This is a genomic window from Streptomyces sp. TM32 (assembly GCF_004122755.1).
Classification (GTDB): Bacteria; Actinomycetota; Actinomycetes; order Streptomycetales; family Streptomycetaceae; genus Streptomyces; species Streptomyces sioyaensis.
The window spans coordinates 1-16,956 of the sequence record NZ_SDIG01000147.1; the positions used below are offsets into that span (position 1 = coordinate 1).

14 protein-coding genes and 1 pseudogene are annotated in these 16,956 nt (G+C 72.0%); 3 read left to right on the forward strand and 12 right to left on the reverse strand.

Going from position 1 to position 16,956, the window contains the following annotated elements; genetic code table 11:
* The 7 genes and pseudogenes from EST92_RS25130 to EST92_RS25160 all read right to left on the reverse strand — a co-directional run.
* Nucleotides 1–1,644 (reverse strand): annotated as a pseudogene (locus EST92_RS25130) (5,6-dimethylbenzimidazole synthase); the annotation flags it as partial.
* A gap of 236 nt (nucleotides 1,645–1,880) precedes the next feature.
* The gene (gene cbiE / locus EST92_RS25135; protein ID WP_129283072.1) at nucleotides 1,881–3,101 is read right to left on the reverse strand and encodes a precorrin-6y C5,15-methyltransferase (decarboxylating) subunit CbiE; all 1,221 of its coding nucleotides are present in this window, start codon (nucleotides 3,099–3,101) and stop codon (nucleotides 1,881–1,883) included.
* Between the two features lie 190 nt (nucleotides 3,102–3,291).
* A complete protein-coding gene (locus tag EST92_RS25140) occupies nucleotides 3,292–3,927 on the reverse strand; it encodes a GNAT family N-acetyltransferase (protein WP_129283073.1) in 636 nt (211 codons plus the stop codon).
* Nucleotides 3,928–4,559: 632 nt separating this feature from the next.
* A complete protein-coding gene (locus EST92_RS25145) occupies nucleotides 4,560–5,441 on the reverse strand; it encodes a MetQ/NlpA family ABC transporter substrate-binding protein (protein ID WP_129283074.1) in 882 nt (293 codons plus the stop codon).
* A 72-nt stretch (nucleotides 5,442–5,513) separates the two neighbouring features.
* A complete protein-coding gene (locus tag EST92_RS25150) occupies nucleotides 5,514–6,236 on the reverse strand; it encodes a methionine ABC transporter permease (protein WP_129283075.1) in 723 nt (240 codons plus the stop codon).
* A complete protein-coding gene (locus tag EST92_RS25155) occupies nucleotides 6,233–7,315 on the reverse strand; it encodes an ATP-binding cassette domain-containing protein (RefSeq protein ID WP_129283076.1) in 1,083 nt (360 codons plus the stop codon). Before EST92_RS25155 ends, EST92_RS25150 begins: the two co-directional genes overlap by 4 nt.
* Nucleotides 7,316–7,720: 405 nt before the next feature.
* Nucleotides 7,721–8,365, reverse strand: a complete 645-nt coding sequence (locus EST92_RS25160) for an HAD family hydrolase (protein WP_129283077.1) — start codon at nucleotides 8,363–8,365, stop codon at nucleotides 7,721–7,723.
* Nucleotides 8,366–8,482: 117 nt separating this feature from the next.
* Here EST92_RS25160 and EST92_RS25165 point away from each other — a divergent pair, with 117 nt between their 5' ends.
* Nucleotides 8,483–8,851, forward strand: a complete 369-nt coding sequence (locus EST92_RS25165) for a hypothetical protein (protein WP_129283078.1) — start codon at nucleotides 8,483–8,485, stop codon at nucleotides 8,849–8,851.
* Nucleotides 8,844–9,314, forward strand: coding sequence for a hypothetical protein (locus tag EST92_RS25170; protein ID WP_129283079.1), 471 nt, complete (start codon nucleotides 8,844–8,846; stop codon nucleotides 9,312–9,314). Before EST92_RS25165 ends, EST92_RS25170 begins: the two co-directional genes overlap by 8 nt.
* A 49-nt stretch (nucleotides 9,315–9,363) precedes the next feature.
* Here EST92_RS25170 and EST92_RS25175 read toward each other — a convergent pair whose 3' ends face one another.
* Together EST92_RS25175 and EST92_RS25180 are read right to left on the reverse strand one after the other, a co-directional pair.
* Nucleotides 9,364–9,906, reverse strand: coding sequence for a GNAT family N-acetyltransferase (locus EST92_RS25175; protein ID WP_129283080.1), 543 nt, complete (start codon nucleotides 9,904–9,906; stop codon nucleotides 9,364–9,366).
* Between the two features lie 313 nt (nucleotides 9,907–10,219).
* Complete coding sequence (locus tag EST92_RS25180) at nucleotides 10,220–11,359, reverse strand: glycerophosphodiester phosphodiesterase (RefSeq protein WP_129283081.1); 1,140 nt, start codon at nucleotides 11,357–11,359, stop codon at nucleotides 10,220–10,222.
* Nucleotides 11,360–11,657: 298 nt separating this feature from the next.
* On the opposite strand from EST92_RS25180, the gene EST92_RS25185 reads away from it, so the two are divergent.
* Nucleotides 11,658–12,326 carry a lysophospholipid acyltransferase family protein gene (locus EST92_RS25185; RefSeq protein WP_129283082.1) on the forward strand — a complete coding sequence of 223 codons (669 nt, stop codon included), beginning with the start codon at nucleotides 11,658–11,660 and terminating at the stop codon, nucleotides 12,324–12,326.
* Nucleotides 12,327–12,399: 73 nt separating this feature from the next.
* Here the strand turns inward: EST92_RS25185 and EST92_RS25190 are convergent, their stop codons facing one another.
* The 3 genes from EST92_RS25190 to EST92_RS25200 all read right to left on the reverse strand — a co-directional run bounded on the left by EST92_RS25190 (nucleotide 12,400) and on the right by EST92_RS25200 (nucleotide 16,782).
* Entirely contained in the window at nucleotides 12,400–14,370 is a 1,971-nt protein-coding gene (locus EST92_RS25190; protein ID WP_129283083.1) for a bifunctional metallophosphatase/5'-nucleotidase, read from the reverse strand.
* A gap of 232 nt (nucleotides 14,371–14,602) precedes the next feature.
* Nucleotides 14,603–16,234 carry an MFS transporter gene (locus EST92_RS25195; RefSeq protein WP_129283084.1) on the reverse strand — a complete coding sequence of 544 codons (1,632 nt, stop codon included), beginning with the start codon at nucleotides 16,232–16,234 and terminating at the stop codon, nucleotides 14,603–14,605.
* The gene (locus EST92_RS25200) at nucleotides 16,231–16,782 is read right to left on the reverse strand and encodes a TetR/AcrR family transcriptional regulator (protein ID WP_129245255.1); all 552 of its coding nucleotides are present in this window, start codon (nucleotides 16,780–16,782) and stop codon (nucleotides 16,231–16,233) included. The genes EST92_RS25195 and EST92_RS25200 overlap by 4 nt, the downstream gene beginning before the upstream one ends.
* Nucleotides 16,783–16,956 lie beyond the last annotated feature (174 nt).

Here is a 16,956-nt window from a genome sequence, read left to right on the forward strand (position 1 = left end):
GGTGGCGGGGGCCGGTTCGACGGGCTGCGGCTGGTCGGTGGCCACCGGTGCATCGGCGGCCACCGGCACCTCGGCGTTCACGGGCACATCGGCGGTCGGGGCGTGGCCGGCGGGGTCTGCGGGCTGCGGAGCCGGTGCCGCGTCGACGGGAGCGGCCGGTGCCTCGGCGGTCGGTTGGTCCGCTTCGGGCTCGGCGGGCGTGGCGGGCTGCACGGCCTGCGCGGCCTCGTCGGCCGCGGCGGGGGCGGGGCTCCCGGCGGACTGTGCCTGCGCCTGGGCCGGTGCCTCGGGCTCGGCTCCGGCCTCGGTGCTCCCGGCCCGGTCCGCGGCCTGCTGCGGGACGTCCGTGGCCACGGCCTCGGGCTGCTGGGCCACCGCGGCGGCGTCCTGAGCGGGCGCGTCCTGAGCAGGGACGTCCGGCGCGACGACGTCGGCACCAACGGCCTCCGCCACGGCGGCGTGCGGTGCCGTGACGTCCGGTGCCGTGGCGTCCGCTACGGCACTCTCCGTCCCGGCCGTTCCGTCCTGACCCGGCGCCGCCGCATCCCGTAGCGCCTCCACCGTCACGTCCTGCGGCTGCGCGGGAGCATCGGGCACGGCCCCGGGGACGTCCGCCACGACGGATGCGGCATCGACGGGCTGTGCGGCGGACTCGGCCGGCAGCGGCTGCGGCTGTTCGGAGGGCAGGTGCACGTCCTGCGGAACGGGCTGCGCGGCCTCGGACGCGGGGGACACCTCGGGGGCGACCGTTTCTGCAACCCCGTCCGGCGCGGCCTGGGCCTGAGGCTCGCCCCACGGCGTCACCTGCGACGGGATCTCGCCGAGCTGCGGACCGGGCAACGGGCCCTGGCCCGCCGCCCCGTAGGTCTGCTCGGCGGACAACTGGCCCTCGTAGGGCTGTCCGCCGTACGACGGCGCCGCGAAGGCCTGCGCCGCCGCGTCGCCGAGCTGCTGTCCGGGGTGGGGCCCGCCGGCCGGCGGGCCCGCCATGGCCTCGGGGGCCCCGGCCGGGGCATCGAAGTACTCCGGGCCGCCGGTGGGCGGTTCCACCTGCGGCGCGACCGACTGCGCGGGCGCTTCCGCCGGTCCGCGGTCGGCCAGCGAACGGACCACGCCGCCGGTCGCGTCGGGCACCGGCGGGCCCATGTGCAGCGGGCGGCGAGGGGGCGTGGCGGGTGCGGCCGCGCGGGCCCGGTCCGGCTGCTGGGGAGCCGCGGGCTGCGGAATGCGGACGGCGCCGAGGTCGACGGAACCGGAATCCCGGCCGCCGCTCTCATGGTCACCGGCCTGGGCGGGCAACGGCTCGAAGCCGGTGGCCCCCTGGGCGGCCGCGTCGTACGGGGCGCCGTGCGGAAGCTGCTGGTCCGGGCCCTGGTGGGTCTCCTGGGGCTGCGGGAGCGGCTGGGGTGCCGGCTGCTCGCTCCAGGCGCCCTGGGCACCCGGCATCAGCAGCAGATCGTCGTCCTCCACGGCGCCGTCGGTCTGGTCGACGTAGGGGTATTCGCCCGGAGCAGGCACCATGCCCGGCTGCGGGGCCGGTCCGGCATCGGCAGGGGAGGGCGCGGCCGCCGGCTGCGGCTGCCCGGGATGTCCGCCTGCGTTCTCCGGCTGACCCTCGCCCGGGACCTGGCCGGTGTCGGTCATGCGTACCCCTCGCCCATTGGTAGTGCTCCTTCCAACCGCTCGTGCGACGCGCTCGACCGGGGCGCGCCGACGCCCCGATAGCTAGAACGAGCGAGCGCGCCTCGCGGCACGTCCGCTCTCCAGAGCTTCATATTCCGCCAAAACCACGGCATTTTCCGGATATTGACGTACGAAGCCGAACGCGGAACGGCGGCGCAACGATCCGCCAGCCTACCTCGCGCGGGTTGCCGTGCTGGTCATGGGTGAGAAACGCGATAGCCGCTCAGCAAAAACACCACGGACCGCTCGCGTTCGACCCAGGCGGACGTGTCCAGGTCGACGGACTGGAGCAAGGCGCACTCGACGTCGTAGCCGCCGTCCGCCAGCGCCCGGCCGAGCGACTCGGCCTCGTCGCGGGTGGCCGCGTGGGTGACGATGCGTTCGGGACGGCGGGCCGCGCACGCGGTGACGACCTCCGCTCCCCCGGCGCCGACCCGGATGACATCGGGTTCCGGCAGGTCCTCCAGGATCTGCGGCGCCCGGCCGTGCACGACCTGGAGTTGCACGCCGTGCCGGCGGGCGAGGGCGGCGGTGCGCCCGCAGGCGTCCGCGTCGGCGTCCACCGCGATGACCGCGGCACCGAAGCGCGCGGCCTCCACCGCGGCGGCCCCGACGCCCGCGCCGATGTCCCAGACCAGGTCGCCCACCTGCGGCCCGAGGCGCGCGAGTTGTGCGGAGCGCAACAGGACGGACTCCCCCTCGCCGAGGACGCCGCCGTACGCGCCGGCCGGAAGTCCCCAGCCGCGCGGCCCCGTCGGATGGCCCACTTCGCGGCCGGCGATCCAGCCCGTTCCCTGCGCCGCCGCGCCGCCGGGCGAACCGCCCACCACAATCACGACATTGGGGTCACGCCAGACATGGTCGGCGGCCTTGTCCGATGTGAGGACGGTCACCCGCTCCCGGTCGGTGCCCAGGTCCTCGCAGATGACGAAGGTGCGGTGGACGCCAGCAAGCAGCAGGGCGAGTTCGGCCGGCCCGGCGCCGGGCGAGGTGAGCACCGCAACCTTGGTGTGGGCGCGGCAGACGTTCACGGCGCGGCGCAGATCGCGGCTGTGGGCGACCACGACCTGGGCGTCGTCCCAGGGCATTCCGGCCCGGGCGAAGGCGGCCGCGACGGAGGAGACGGCCGGTACGACCTCCACCTCCAGACCGTGCTCGGGTGCCCGCAGGGTGCGTACGACGCCGAAGAAGCCGGGGTCGCCGTCGGCGAGCACGACGGCGGTGCCGCGGTGCCGGGCGATCCGGCGGGCGGCCAGGGTCACGCTGCCGAGCCGGATCCGCTCGGCGTGCGGCGGGACTTCGGGCAGTGCGAGGTGGTGGGCGGCGCCGGCCACGAGGGTGGCGGCGCCGAGGGCGGAGCGGGCGGCGGCGGTCAGCGGAGAGCCGTCCCATCCGATCACCGTGACCCGGTCGGCCATGCTCGTCAGTCTCCTGGGGCTGCTGTGGTTACGCGGGCAGCGGCGGCTGCGGGGCGGCCGGCAGGCCGGTGGCACTGCCGCCGTGGTCCGCTGATCCGCGCTGGTCGCGCAGGTGCGCGGCAGGCCGAGGGTACCCCGAGAGGTACGGACCTGCGTGCGGGTGTGAGCCGGTTGCCCGCGGGGCCGCGGGTCAGTTCCACTCGGGGTAGGTGAATCCGTTCGCGTCCGCGAGCCGGCCGGGGACCCCGTCGAGGTCCTCGGGCAGCAGGCTCCACACGATCAGGTCGGTGCGGATGTCCGCCCAGCCGCCGTCCTCCGTGCGGCTGCGGGCTATCCAGGCATTGCGCAGCACGCCCTCGCTGATACAGCCGATCTTCTGGGCGACCTGCTGCGACGCGGTGTTGCCCGCCGCGGTACGCAGCTCCAGACGCTCGAACTTCTGGTCGTGGAAGACCCACTGGGCGGTGGCGAGCGCCGCCTCGGACGCATAGCCCTCGCCGCGGGCCCAGGAAGCGACGATGTAGGACAGCTCGGTGGAGCGCAGCCGCCAGTCGGTGTTGGTCAGCTGAACCACGCCGACCAGGCGCTGGGTGAGGAACTCGGTGACGGCGAAGTCGACTCCGCGGCCGGCGGTGCGTTCGGTGGGCGCGTACTCGGCGACCCAGGTGCGGGCGGCGGACCTGGTGTAGGGCTGGGGAGCCGCGGTCCAGGCCGCGACGAGCTCGTCGTCCATCATGTCGGCCAGCGACGGCACATCGGCCTCTTCGAGAGGGCGCAGCACCAACCGGTCCGTGCTGATGGAGATGTCCGGAAAGGTGGATGTCATGCCGCTGCTCCAACGCCGTTGACCGTGGGGTTCCGGGACGTCGCGGGCTGTTTCCGCGCGAGGTCACGGGCCGTCTTGACCGTCTTGAATGCACCAGCATGCAGCATGGGCCGTGGGGTGTGCCACGCCTGTGGACAACGGCTGCACCCGCGGCGGTCCCCGGGGCCCACGGGGACACCGTGCGGCCGGCCACACTCCGGTGACCTGCACGGACGTGACGAAGGCGGGGCCGGCGGCCAGGGGGCCGGGCGGAGGAAGCGGCGGCTGCCGCTCGGGGGAAGCGACGGCTGCGGCCCAGGGGGTGGGGCGGCAGCCGCATGTCTGCGCCTGCCCGGCGCCGAAGGAGCCGTAGTTGTACGTCTGCGCCCGGATCCGAAGGAGCGTATGCCGTATGTCTGCGCCCGGATCCGAAGGAGCTGTACGTCGTACGTCCGAGCCCACCCCCGGAGCAACCGCACCTCTACACCCGCCCACCCCCCGAAGGGGGGTGGGCGGCGGGGAAAAAACGGCCGGGAAACAACGACCGCGAACAAGGGCCCGGAAACAACGACCGCGAAAAACGCAGCGCAAAACCGGCGGGAAACAACGCAGGCGGAGCAAGCAGCTCGGCCGGAGAACTCGGCCGAAGAAGCTCAGCCCTTGGCCGGCCCGAAGGCCGGGATGACCGAGCCGTCCTTGTACTTGTCCTCGATGAACTGCTTGACCTCGGGGGAGTTCAGCAGCTTGGCCAGCTTCTTGATCCGCGGGTCGTTCTCGTTGCCCTTCTTGACGGCGAGGAAGTTGGCGTAGGGGTTGTCCTTCGTCTTCTCCAGGGCCAGCGCGTCCTTGGAGGGCTTGAGCTGCGCGCCGATGGCGAAGTTGCCGTTGATGACCGCGGCGTCGACGTCGTCGATGCGCGGCGCGGTCTGCGCGGCCTCCAGCTCGGTGATCTTGACGCCCTTGTCGTCCTTGACGTCGGTCAGCTTGGCGTCGGAGCCGACGCCGGGCTTGAGGGTGATCACCCCGTTGTCGGCGAGCAGCTTGAGCGCACGGCCCTCGTTGGAGGGGTCGTTGGGAACCGAGACGGTGCTGCCGGACTTGAGCTCCGAGAGCTTGTGGATCTTCTTGGAGTAGACGCCCAGCGGCTCGATCAGCACGTTCTGGACGGGCACGATGTGCGTGCCGTTCTCCTTGTTGAAGCTGTCCAGGAACGGCTTGTGCTGGAAGAAGTTGGCGTCCACCTGGCCGTCGTCGGTGACCTTGTTGGGGATCTTGTAGTCGTTGAACGGCTTGACGACCAGCTTGAGGCCCACCTTGGCCGCCAGCTTGTTCTTGACGAAGTCGAGGATGGCGGCGTGCGGGGCGGGGCTCGCGGCGACGACGAGGGGCGCGTTCTTGTCACCCTTGTCGCTGCTGGCGGTGGTGTCGGAGGGGGCCGAGCAGGCGCTCGCGCCGAGGGCGACGGCGGAGGCGGCCGCGACGGCCACGGTGATCTTGACGGTGTTACGCACGAAGAGTGCCTCTTTCTTGTTCACACACGGGGGTTCATGTGCGGTGTCCGCCCGGCAAAGGGTCCGGGCTCTTGGGTGGAGCGGGTGGCTCCGGGGTCAGGCGGCTTCGGTGACGGCGACCGGCTCCTCGGTACGGGTGCGGCGCAGGAAGGAGGCACGGGTGCCGCGCCGGGCGAGCCGGCGGACGACGACGTCGCCGAGTATCTGGACGAGGGTGACCAGAGCGATCAGTTCCACCACGGTGGCGATCATCAGCGCTGTCTCGTACTGCTGGTAGCCGTAGGTGTAGGCGAGGTCGCCCAGACCGCCGCCGCCGACCGCACCGGCGATCGCGGAGTAGCCGATCAGCTGGATGACCAAGGTGGTGACGCCCGCGACCAGCGCGGGCAGCGCCTGCGGGAGCAGCACCTTGAAGACGATGGTCCAGGTGCCGCCGCCCATGGCGTGGGCGGCCTCGACCAGTCCGTGGTCGACCTCGCGCAGGGCGGCCTCGACCAGCCGCGCGAAGAACGGGATGGCGGCGATGGCGAGCGGGACCACCGCGCCGGTCGGGCCGATGGTGACGCCGACGAGGAGCCGGGTGAAGGGGATCAGCACCACGATCAGGATCAGGAACGGGAAGGACCGCCCGATGTTGGTGATCGCGCCGAGCACCTTGTTCACGACGATGTTCTGGAGGACGGCGCCGCGCTGGGTCAGATGCAGCAGCACGCCGACCGGGATGCCGAGGAGCACCGCGTAGAACGCGGACCACCACACCATGAAGAGGGTGTCGAGCGTGCGGTCGTACAGCAGCGGCTGCATCTCGTTCCAGGTCACTTGGCACCTTCCTTCTGGAGCGCGGCGGGCTCCGTGGTGGCCGGCCGGTCGGCGGTGGGGGCTGCGGCGCTGTGGTCGACGTCCGCCACGTCCACCTGGAGCCCCTGCTCGCGCAGGAAGCCGATGGGCACCACGTTCTCCTCGAAGCGGCCGGGGAGCTCGATGCGCATCCGGCCGACCTGCTTGCCGCCGACGGTGTCCATGGCGGCGCCGAGGATCGAGATGTCGACGTTGTAGGTGCGCGACAGCTCGGAGATCACCGGGCGGGTGGCGGCCGCGCCGTGGAAGGTGATGTCGACGACGGTGCGGTCGTCGGCCGAGGGCTCGCCGCCGACCGGGAACAGCTCCCGGGCCAGCTCGGAGCCGGGGGTGGCCAGCAGCTCGGCGACGGTGCCCTGCTCGACGACGCGGCCGTTCTTCATCAGCGCGGCCGAGTCGCAGATCGTCTTGACGACGTCCATCTCGTGCGTGATGAGCACGATGGTCAGGCCCAGCTTGCGGTTGAGGTCGCGCAGCAACTGGAGGATGGAGCGGGTGGTCTCCGGGTCCAGGGCGCTGGTGGCTTCGTCGGAGAGCAGCACCTTGGGGTCGCCGGCCAGCGCGCGGGCGATGCCGACGCGCTGCTTCTGGCCGCCGGAGAGCTGGGCGGGGTAGGCCTTGGCCTTGTCGGCGAGGCCCACCAGGTCCAGCAGCTCCAACGCCTTGCGGGAGCGCTCCTTGCGGTCGACCTTGAGGATCTCCAGCGGCAGTTCGACGTTGTCCTGGACGGTGCGCGAGGACAGCAGGTTGAAGTGCTGGAAGACCATCCCGATGTGGCTGCGGGCGGCGCGCAGCGCGGCGCTGGCGCGCTGGCCGCGGCCGGCGAGGGACGTCAGCTCCTGGCCGGCGACGGTGACCGTGCCGGAGGTGGGGCGCTCCAGGAGGTTGAGGCAGCGGATGAGGGTGGATTTACCGGCGCCGCTCTGGCCGATGACGCCGTACACCTCGCCCTCGCGGACGTGCAGATCGACGCCGTCCAGGGCGGTGACTTCGCGGTCTCCTGAACGGTAGACCTTGGTCAGGCCCGTAGTGGTGATCACAGGGGAATTCCGTCACTGTCGAGTGCTCGGCGGGTCGCCCGCCGGGGCACGGGGCATTCTTGCGAGTGCGGCAGGGGGGAACGCGCGCGGGCGCGGGGCCCGGCTCCGGGTTCCGGTGACGCGGGGCGGCCGGATTCCGTCGGCGACGGAGGCACGGCGCGGTGGGGGTCCACCCTGCTCCTCAAGAGCTCGGGGGAGGGTCTCACTTCGGGGCGCGAGCTTGAGCGGGGGCCCTCAGCGGTCACACATTCGACACATGCAACGAGCACCGGACGTCTGGTACGCCTCGGTCGCAGGGGTGCGGTAGCTCGTCGTGGTCATGGCGGCAAGTAAACCAGACAGCCGTGCGGGCCGATCAAGCCAGTCCGCATAGCGGACACGCCCGACCGACCCGTGGACAGCGCGCTACCGCGCGACGGTGATCTCCACCAATCCGTCCGTGGCCTGCGCGGATACCGCCGAGAGGTCGGGGACCACGACGTCCGCCGACAGTTCCTCGGCGCGGTGCGTTGTGGCCAACGCCACGGTCATCATTCCGGCCGCACGACCCGCCGCCAGCCCGACGGGCGCGTCCTCGAAGACCACGCAGCGGGCCGGGTCCACCCCCAGCCGCGCGGCGGCCAGCAGGAACGGCTCCGGGTCCGGCTTGCCCCGGCTGATGTCATCGGCGGCGATCAGCGTCTTGGGCCGGATCCCTGCCTGGCCCAGCCGGGCCTCGGCCAGCCGCTGAGTGGCCGAGGTGACCACGGCCCACCGCTCGGCGGGCAGGCTCTCCAGCAGGGCGAGGGTGCCGGGCAGTGCCACCACTCCCCCGGCGTCCTCGACCTCCAGCTGTTCGATCCGGGCCACCGCCGCCGGTACGAGGTCCGCGGGCAGCAGGTCGGCGACTATCTCTCCCGCCGGACGGCCGTGCAGCGCGACCCGGGCGAAGTCCTCCTCGGTGACGCCGTACTCCTTCGCCCACCGGGACCAGCAGCGGTACACGGACTCCAGGGACGAGATGAGGGTGCCGTCATTGTCGAAAAGGAGCGCATCAGCGGTGATCTTCATACTTCACGAGCGTACGTGCCACGGTGGGGCCGGACGCGGCAGCCCGCCCTCGGGCGATTAGCATCACCCCATGCTCCACAACCCCACGGCGCCCCGGTATGCCGCCCGGAGGCCCCGGTGATCGACGCGCTGACGATCGTGGTCGCGCTGGCCGCTCTCGCCCTCGCCTCCTGGTGCGGCTTCGCCGCGTTCCGTGACCAGCCCACCAAGGACTGGCACTTCATCGGCATGGCCCTGGTGTCGCTGCTCGGCATCGTCCAACTGGTCATCGCCGTCGTGCAGTTGGCGGGCGGGCACTCGCCCGACAAGGGCACCGCGCTCTTCGTGGCGTATCTGCTCGGGGCGGCCGCCTGTGTCCCGGCGACCGGGTTCATGTCGCTCTCGGAGCGCACCCGCTGGGGTTCGGCCACCGCCGCCGCGGGCGCCGTGGTGCTGGCCGTACTGGAAGTGCGGCTGTTCGACATCTGGGGAGGCGGCAGTGCCTGAGACCACGGCGGCCACGACAGCGGACGGCGCCGAGAGCACCGCGGCGGCGAAGCGTTCCCTGGGCACCGGCCCCGGACGGCTGCTGGTCGCGCTCTACGGCGTCTTCACCGTCGCGGCCGCGTCCCGCTCGCTCTACCAGCTCCTCGCCCAGTTCGACCGGGCGCCGCTCGCGTACAGCCTCTCGGCCCTCTCCGCGGTCGTCTACGGGTTCATCCTCTTCTCGCTGGTGCGCGGTGGTGAGGGCGCCCGCCGGGTCGCGCTGGCCTGCTGTGCGCTGGAGCTGCTCGGGGTGCTCGGCGTCGGCACCTGGACGCTGCTCGACCCCTCCGCGTTCCCCGACGCCACGGTCTGGTCGGACTACGGCATGGGCTACCTGTTCATCCCGGTCATCCTGCCCGTCACCGGGCTGCTGTGGCTGCGCCGGGCCCGTACGGAGCAGCCGGCCGCCGGAGTCCGGGACTGAAGGACGGGCCCGCGGCCGGGCCCGTCCCCCTGAGTTCCCGCGTGTCGGGCTACGCCTGCGCGGCGAGCTCGCCCACGCCCGGTCCGGCGGGCGCCGCCACCGCGGCGACGTCCTGACGGCGCTCCTTCTCCAGCGTCACCACGCCCATCCGGGGGCCGATCTGCTCGGTTCCCACCGGCGCATAGCCGTGGCTGCGGTAGAGCCGCAGGTTGCCGTCGCTGCGGTGACCGGTGAACAAGCGGTAGCGCAGGGCCGCGTGCTCCTCCGCGAGCCGTCGCTCGACGGCGTCGAGCAGCCGTCCGCCCAGGCCGTGCCGCTGCATCCGCGGGTGCACGATGAGCTTGGCGATCCGCCCGGTGCCGTCCTCGTCGACCGTGCCGCGCACGGACCCGACCACCTCCTCACCGAGCCGGGCGACCACGACGCAGCCCGCGCCCAGCTCGGCGCGGAGCGCCTCCAGCGTCTGGGTGAGCGGCTCGATGCCGTAGTCGTCGTAGAGCGCGGCTTCCTGCTGGTAGCAGAGGTACTGGAGTTTGAGGATCTGCTCGGCGTCCTGATCGGTCGCCGCAGAGATGGTCACACTCGTGCCCATGCGCCTATGCCTCCCCTATCCGGTTCGCTGGCCCGGGCGCGCTGAGGGTGTAAGGGGTGCGCCCGGAACGTGGTGCCCTGACAGACGGCTCCGCGGGGTACCCGTCGCCGCCATGGCGTGGCTGACACTGCTCCTTCCGGACTCCCCGGAATGCGGCAGCGGCAATCTCCGCCGCGAGCATTCTGCGCAGGCACCCGGGACAAACGGAACGCCGCCGAGCTCTCCTGTGACATTCCCAACTCAGATGAGAGTGGCGTGAGCTGGGGCCGTCCGGGGGCCGGGCCGCCACGGCGCCGGCGGCCCGGCGTCCGGCTCAGCCCGTGCGGAATTCCGCGGCGGCCAGCAGCGCGGTGTCGCAGTTGTCGGAGAACAGGCCGTCGATACCGGTGCCCAGGAGCGCCTTGAAGTAGGCGAGCGAGTCGCCGTAGGCGTTCGGGTCGGAGCCGCGGCGGAGGTTCGTCGGCAGGAAGGTGTTCTCGTTGCGGACCGTGTACGGGTGCAGCACCAGCCCGGCGGCGTGGGCGTCCTTGACGACGGACGTGGGCGTGCCGAGCTTGCCGTCCTTGTCCCGCGGGATGATCACCGTGAGGTCCGGGCCGATGCCCTGGGCGAAGCCGGCGATCCACTTCAGGCCCTCGGGCTTGATCAGATCGGCGACCGTGCGCGGGTCGCCCGCCTCGACGAAGTCCCAGGGCCGGGTGTCGGGCGTACCCAGCAGGACGATCTTCGGGCAGCCGACGAGCTTGCCCAGGCGCTGGAGGCTGCTGGGCTCGAAGGACTGCAGGAAGTTCGGGGAGTTCGCGCGGTGCCGGCCGTGCGCGCGCAGCGCCTTTGCCACCCGCTCCTCCAGCGGAAGGCCGAGTTTGCGGAAGTAGGTGGGGTGTTTCGTCTCGATGTGCAGCCAGACCCGGCGGCCCCGCTTGCGGCCCTCGCGTTCGGCCCACTGCAGGACCTCCTCGAAGGACGGCACCTCCCACCGGCCGTCATAGAGGGTGTTGTGCTGCCGGGTGCCCGGTATGCGCTCCTTGGCGCGCAGCGTCTTGAGCTCGGCGAGCGTGAAGTCCTCGGTGAACCAGCCGTTGAGCTTCACCCCGTCGACGGTCTTGGTGGTCTTGCGGTCCGCGAACTCGGGGTGCGCGGAGACATCGGTGGTGGCCGTGATGTCGTTCTCGTGACGGCAGACCAGGTGGCCGTCCTTGGTGGGGACGAGGTCCTGTTCGATCACGTCCGCGCCCATGTCGAGGGCGAGTTGGTAGGAGCCGAAGGTGTGCTCGGGGCGGTAGCCGCTGGCACCGCGGTGGCCGATGATCAGCGGAACCGGCAGGGCCCGGGCGGCCTCGCCGCCGCGATCCCGGGCACTGGCCTGGCCGGCCCCGCCGAACACCGCCGCCCCCGCACCGAGGGCCGCGGCCCCCAGTACCGTCCGCCGCCCCGGCTGCTCCCGCTTGTGCATACGCACGCTCCTTGAAAATGAGATGGTCTGTCGTTCTGCACGTGCTTCCGGGTGTTTTCCGGCGTGCGGTGAGGCGTGTTGCCCGCCGGCCCACGGAACCAGGCCGATCGTAAGCACGGACGGGTGATGCCGGGGAGACGCACGCGGACTTCGGGGGGAACATGGGCGGTAACACACGTCAACTGTGCGTATCGACCTCGTAAACCCGATGTGCGCGCGGGAGTGACCCGCGAGTATCGTCCTGGGCTGCAGAGTTCTGCGCCTGCTCGACATTGACCACCACGACCCGGAGGGCCCGTTGTCCCGCATTGTGCTGAAGGCGATTCTCGGATTCGTCATGCGTGTCCTGTACCGCCCCAAGGTGGAGGGCATGGAGCGCATTCCGGCGACCGGGCCGGTGATCCTGGCCGGTAACCACGTCACGTTCATCGACTCGCTCTTCCTGAGCCTGCTGGTCAAGCGCCCGGTGTACTTCATCGGCAAGGACGAGTACGTCACCGGCAAGGGCCTCAAGGGCCGGGCGATGGCCTGGTTCTTCACCAGCTCCGGCATGATCCCGGTGGACCGGGACGGCGGGCACGGCGGGGTCGCCGCGCTGATGACCGGCCGCCGCGTCCTGGAGGAGGGCAAGGTCTTCGGCATCTACCCCGAGGGCACCCGCTCCCCCGACGGCCGGCTCTACCGCGGCCGTACGGGCATCGCCCGCCTGACCCTGATGACCGGCGCGCCCGTCGTGCCGTTCGCGATGATCGGCACGGACAAGGTGCAGCCCGGCGGCAAGGGCCGCCCGCGCATCGCGCCGGTGACGGTGCGCTTCGGTGCGCCGCTGGACTTCTCCCGCTACGACGGCATGGACCGCGACCGCTATGTGCTGCGGGCCGTCACCGACGAGGTGATGAGCGAGGTCATGGAGCTGTCCGGCCAGGAGTACGTCGACATCTACGCCACCAAGGCCAGGGCCGCCTGACCCCTCGGCGGTGCGCCGGGCCCCTTCCGTTCCACGGAGGGGGCCCGTTGGCGTGTGCGCCGGGCCGCGGAGGTCAGCAGGGCACCCGGAAGCCGTCGGGGCCGCGCCGGCCGTCGGCGCCGCCGGGCCGCGCCGTACGCAGCGCCGCCTCGGGCCGCGGGACCGGGCTGCCGTCGGCCTGGAGCAGCTGCTGGTGACGGACGACGGTGCCGGTGCGGGCGCCGGGCACCCCCGCGTTCTTGACCGACACCCGGTTCAACGGGGCGGGCGCCAGCTGCTTCTTGGTACGGACGAAGGAGACGAAGCTCTCGAAGTCCCGGGTGTGCCGGACCGGTGCGGTGAATCCGGTGAAGGCGCTGAAGCCGTCCTGGTTGATGAGGGTGTAGGAGGGGGCGGCGAGGCGGTAGCGGCGGGCGAGGTCGAGGGCGGTCCCGTCGATGAAGACGTCGGACGGGTCGATCCGCCGGCCGACCGGCCCCGCGGCGTCGAAGGTGTAGCGGACGTTGGCGGAGACGGCCAGCGGTGAGTAGCCGAGGCCGCCGCCGGCGGTCGGCGCCCACTGCTCCTCCAGGGCGTCGTGGATCTGCCGGCCGGTGACGGTGACGGTCATGATCGGGTCGCCGAAGCCGACCGAGTTCCAGGCCTGCGCGAAGGTGACGGTGCCGTCGGACTCCTCGTCCCGGATCAGGTCGCCGGCGATCAGGGCCTGGCCGACGCGCGGTGCGACCACGATGACGGCGAGCTCGGCGGGGGTGTTGGGGTACTCCGCGGGGTCGTCCATCGGGCCGTGCTCCTGGCGGCCCGCCCACAGGGCCCAGTCGGCCACGAGGTTGCCCATGGTGCTCTCCCCCGCGGCGTTGCGCCGCCGGGTGAAGGAGGCCGTCTGGGTGCCCAGGCGGCTGCGGGCGCGCCGGCCGGCGTAGTCCGCCCAGTAGCCGGCGATCGACCGCAGTTCGGGGTCCGGCGTCACATCGTGGGTGTTGGGGTGGTTGACGGAGGTGGTCAGCTCCCGGACCACCGAGCCGGTGTCGGGGTCGAGCCGCAGGTTGATCTCGTTGATGAGCTGGCCGTAGCAGCCGGCCTCGACGAAGGGGCGGGGGTTGCCGTTGGGGTCGGGCAGCATCATCGTGAAGGCGCAGTGCCAGTGGCCGGTGACGATGGCGTCGATGTCCGGGGAGGCGCGCAGCGCCAGTTCGTAGGCGGGCCCCGAGGGGTTCTTGCCGCTGGAGAAGTCGCTGCCGGCCACCGCCCCGTCGTGCATGCTGAGCACGATCGCGCGGACGCCGCGTTTCCTGAGCTCCGCGGCGCAGCGGTTGGCGGTTTCCAGCTCGTCCAGGGTGCGCAGTCCCGGCTGGTAGGAGCCGGGGAAGGACTCGGTGCCGATGGCGGTCAGATGGATGAAGCCGACCGGCAGCCGGCGGCTGCCGCCGGCGTCCACCTGCACGATGTTGTAGGGCGGCAGCACCAGTTCGCCGTTGGAGCGCCACACCATGTTGGCGCTGTAGTAGGGGAACTCGGCGCCACGGTAGCGGCGGCCGGTGGAGTCCGTGAAGTCGTCGTCGCGGCCGACCGTCGGGTAGCCGTCGCCGTCCTCCATGTGCGAGGTGAGGAAGGTCGCGGACTTGTCGAACTCGTGGTTGCCGGCCGAGGCGAAGTCCAGGCCCATGGCGTTGAGCGCCTCGATGGTGGGCTCGTCGGCGAAGGCGGCGGCGTCGAACTCCCAGCCGGAGAAGAGGTCACCGGGGGCGAAGAAGAGGGAGTTGCGGCGGCCGTCGCGCAGTCGCTCCAGGTGGGCGGCCATGGAGGCGACGCCCCCGACGGTGTAGGTCTTCCCGCCGGCTCCGGTGATGATCGAGTGGGCGCCGGGCGCGCCCTGCAGATAGCCGTGCAGGTCGGTGATGTTGAGGAGTTGGACGTCGACGTATTCGTCGGCGGTGGCCGCGTCGCGGGCGTGGCCGGTGGCGTAGGCGTTGCTGCCGATGGCGCTCGCCGTGGCCAGGGCCCCCGCGGCGGTGAAGAAGGAGCGTCGTCCGATGTCGCGCACTGCGTCACTCTCCTGAGCGGGCCGTCCGTGAGGGGACGACGGGAGAGTCGAGCAAGCCGCTCGGGACGACCGGTCACCGTGGTGCGTACCGGGCGTGAACGGGCGGGGGACAGTCGCCCCCAGGGCGTGTCCCGTGGATCATGGCGGGTGCGTGGCACCTGATCCACAGGACACGCCCTGAGGCGCGGTGGGGCCCGCCGTCCGGCGGATCGGCCGTTCGGCGAGACGGGTGTTACAGGCGTTCCACCGGGTCGCCGGCCGCCGGGCCGGGCCCCGGCTGCCGCCCGGCCGTGGCGAAGGCCGCGTTCCCGGTCCGGCCCGGGCCGCTGCCCAGCTGCTGGCCGCGGAGCAGGAACCAGGCCGCTCCCGCGGCGGACAGCAGGACCACCGCCCCCACCCCGGCTGCGACGTCCACCCCGTTCACGAAGGAGTCCTGAGCGGCCTTCACCAGTGCCGCGCCCTGGTCGGCGGGGAGTTGGCCGGCCGTCTCCACCGCGCCGCCGAGCGATTCCCGGGCGGCGTCGGCGGCGGGCTCGGACACCCCGGAGGGCGTGGCGAAGCCCCGGTAGATGCTGGTGACGATGGAGCCGAGGAGGGCGATGCCGAGGGCCGCGCCGAGTTCGTAGGCCGTCTCGGAGACCGCGGAGGCCGCTCCCGCCTCCTCCTTGGGGACATTGGAGAGGATCACATCGGCGGTGACGGTGAACGAGAAACCGGCGCCGACGCCGACGATGAAGAGGATGAAGCACAGCGCCGCGGTGCCGGTGTCGGCGTGCAGGGTCGTGCAGCCGACCAGCGACAGCCCGACCACGGCGAGACCGCCGGCCACCACGATCCGTACGGACAGCTTCCGGGCGACCCAGCCGGCGGCCAGGCCCGCGCCCACCGCGCCGACCGCGGCCGGGAGTTCGACGAGTCCGGCGTTCAGCGGCGAGCGCTGCTGCACCATCTGGAGGAACTGGGAGAGGAAGAAGACCAGCCCGGACAGCCCGAGGATGGTCAGCAGATCCGCCAGCACCGCACCGGAGAAGCCGCGGTGCGCAAAGAGCTTCATGTTCAGCAGCGGCGCGGGCAGGGTGAGCTGCCGGCGGACGAACCAGACCAGTGCGAGCACCCCGATGGCCGCCGCCAGGGCGATGTCCCAGCGGTAGCCCTCCACCGCCGCTTCCTTGATGGCGTAGACGACACCGACGATGCCGACGAGGGAGAGCGCGACGCTGGGGATGTCCCACGGCCCGGGGTCCGGATTACGCGACTCCGGGATGACCTTGGCGCCGACGGCGACCAGCAGCGCCATCACCGGCAGGTTGATCAGGAAGACCGAGCCCCACCAGAAGTGCCCCAGCAGAAAGCCGCCGAGGACCGGCCCGACGGCCATACCGGCCGAGGCCATCGCGCCCCAGATGCCGATGGCGAGGCTGCGTTCCCTGGGGTCGTGGAAGAGGTTGCGGATCAGCGCCAGGGTGGCGGGCATCAGGGTCGCCCCGGCCACGCCCTGCAGGGCCCGCGCGGCGATCATCATCTCCGCGCTGGCGGCGTACGCGGCGAGCACCGACATCGCGCCGAAGCCGACGGAGCCGATCAGCAGCAGCTTCTTGCGGCCGACGCGGTCGCCGAGGCTGCCCATGGACACCAGCAGACCGGCGATGACGAAGGAGTAGATGTCGCCGATCCACAGCAGCTGGGCGCCGGAGGGGCGCAGGTCTTCACTCAGGAAGGGGGTGGCGAGGCCGAGGACCGTGGCATCGACGCCGACCAGCAGGACGGCGAGGACGAGGACGGCGAGCGCGAGCCAGCGACCCGGGCGGGGCTGGTCGTCCACATGGGCCGAACCGGCCGGTCCTGACGCTATGGTCTCGGTCATTTCTCCATGCTCCGTCGGATGCCGCCGAGCAGCAGCTCGGCGATCGAGTGGTGAAGGTCGTTGCGGGCGACCCGTCCTTCGTGGACGGCCCAGGCGCCGGCGCCGATCAGTCCGTAGAGCGCCTCGGCGAGCCAGGCGGGGCTCAGGTCGATCCGGAAGTCGCCCTCTTCCTGGCCGCGTCGGAACAGCGCGGTGATCCGGGCGTCGAGCCGGTCCCAGCCGGCGTTGACCTCGTCGCCCTCGAAGAGCTGGTTCTCGGTGGCGAGGAAGGCCAGCATGTCGGCCACCGGTTCGGTTTCGGTGATCAGCCGGCGCAGCGCACCGGCGGCGTCCCCCTCGTCCAGCCGCGCGCTGTCCATCGCCTGCCCGAACTGCGCTATCCCCTGCTCCTCCAGCGCTTTGATCAGGGCGTCCCGCCCGGCGAAGTGCCGGTGCAGGGTCGCCCGGCTGATGCCCGCGGCGCGGGCGATCTCGTCCATCGACGTCGTCGCCCGCCGCGTGAGCAGCGCGGCGGCCTCCTTGAGTACCTGTTCCCGATCCACGGCCATGAGACATAGGGTAGCCGAATGAGACGTCAATGTCTCATATCTCGTGTCGCGCCTTGTCCCCGTCACACACGACGGCGGCCCGCCCCCGGTCTCTCCCGGGACGCTGTTGGCGAATTGCGGGGCATGCGTGACGTCGGTCTCCAAGACCTGGTTGTGGTCTTGGAGACCGACGTT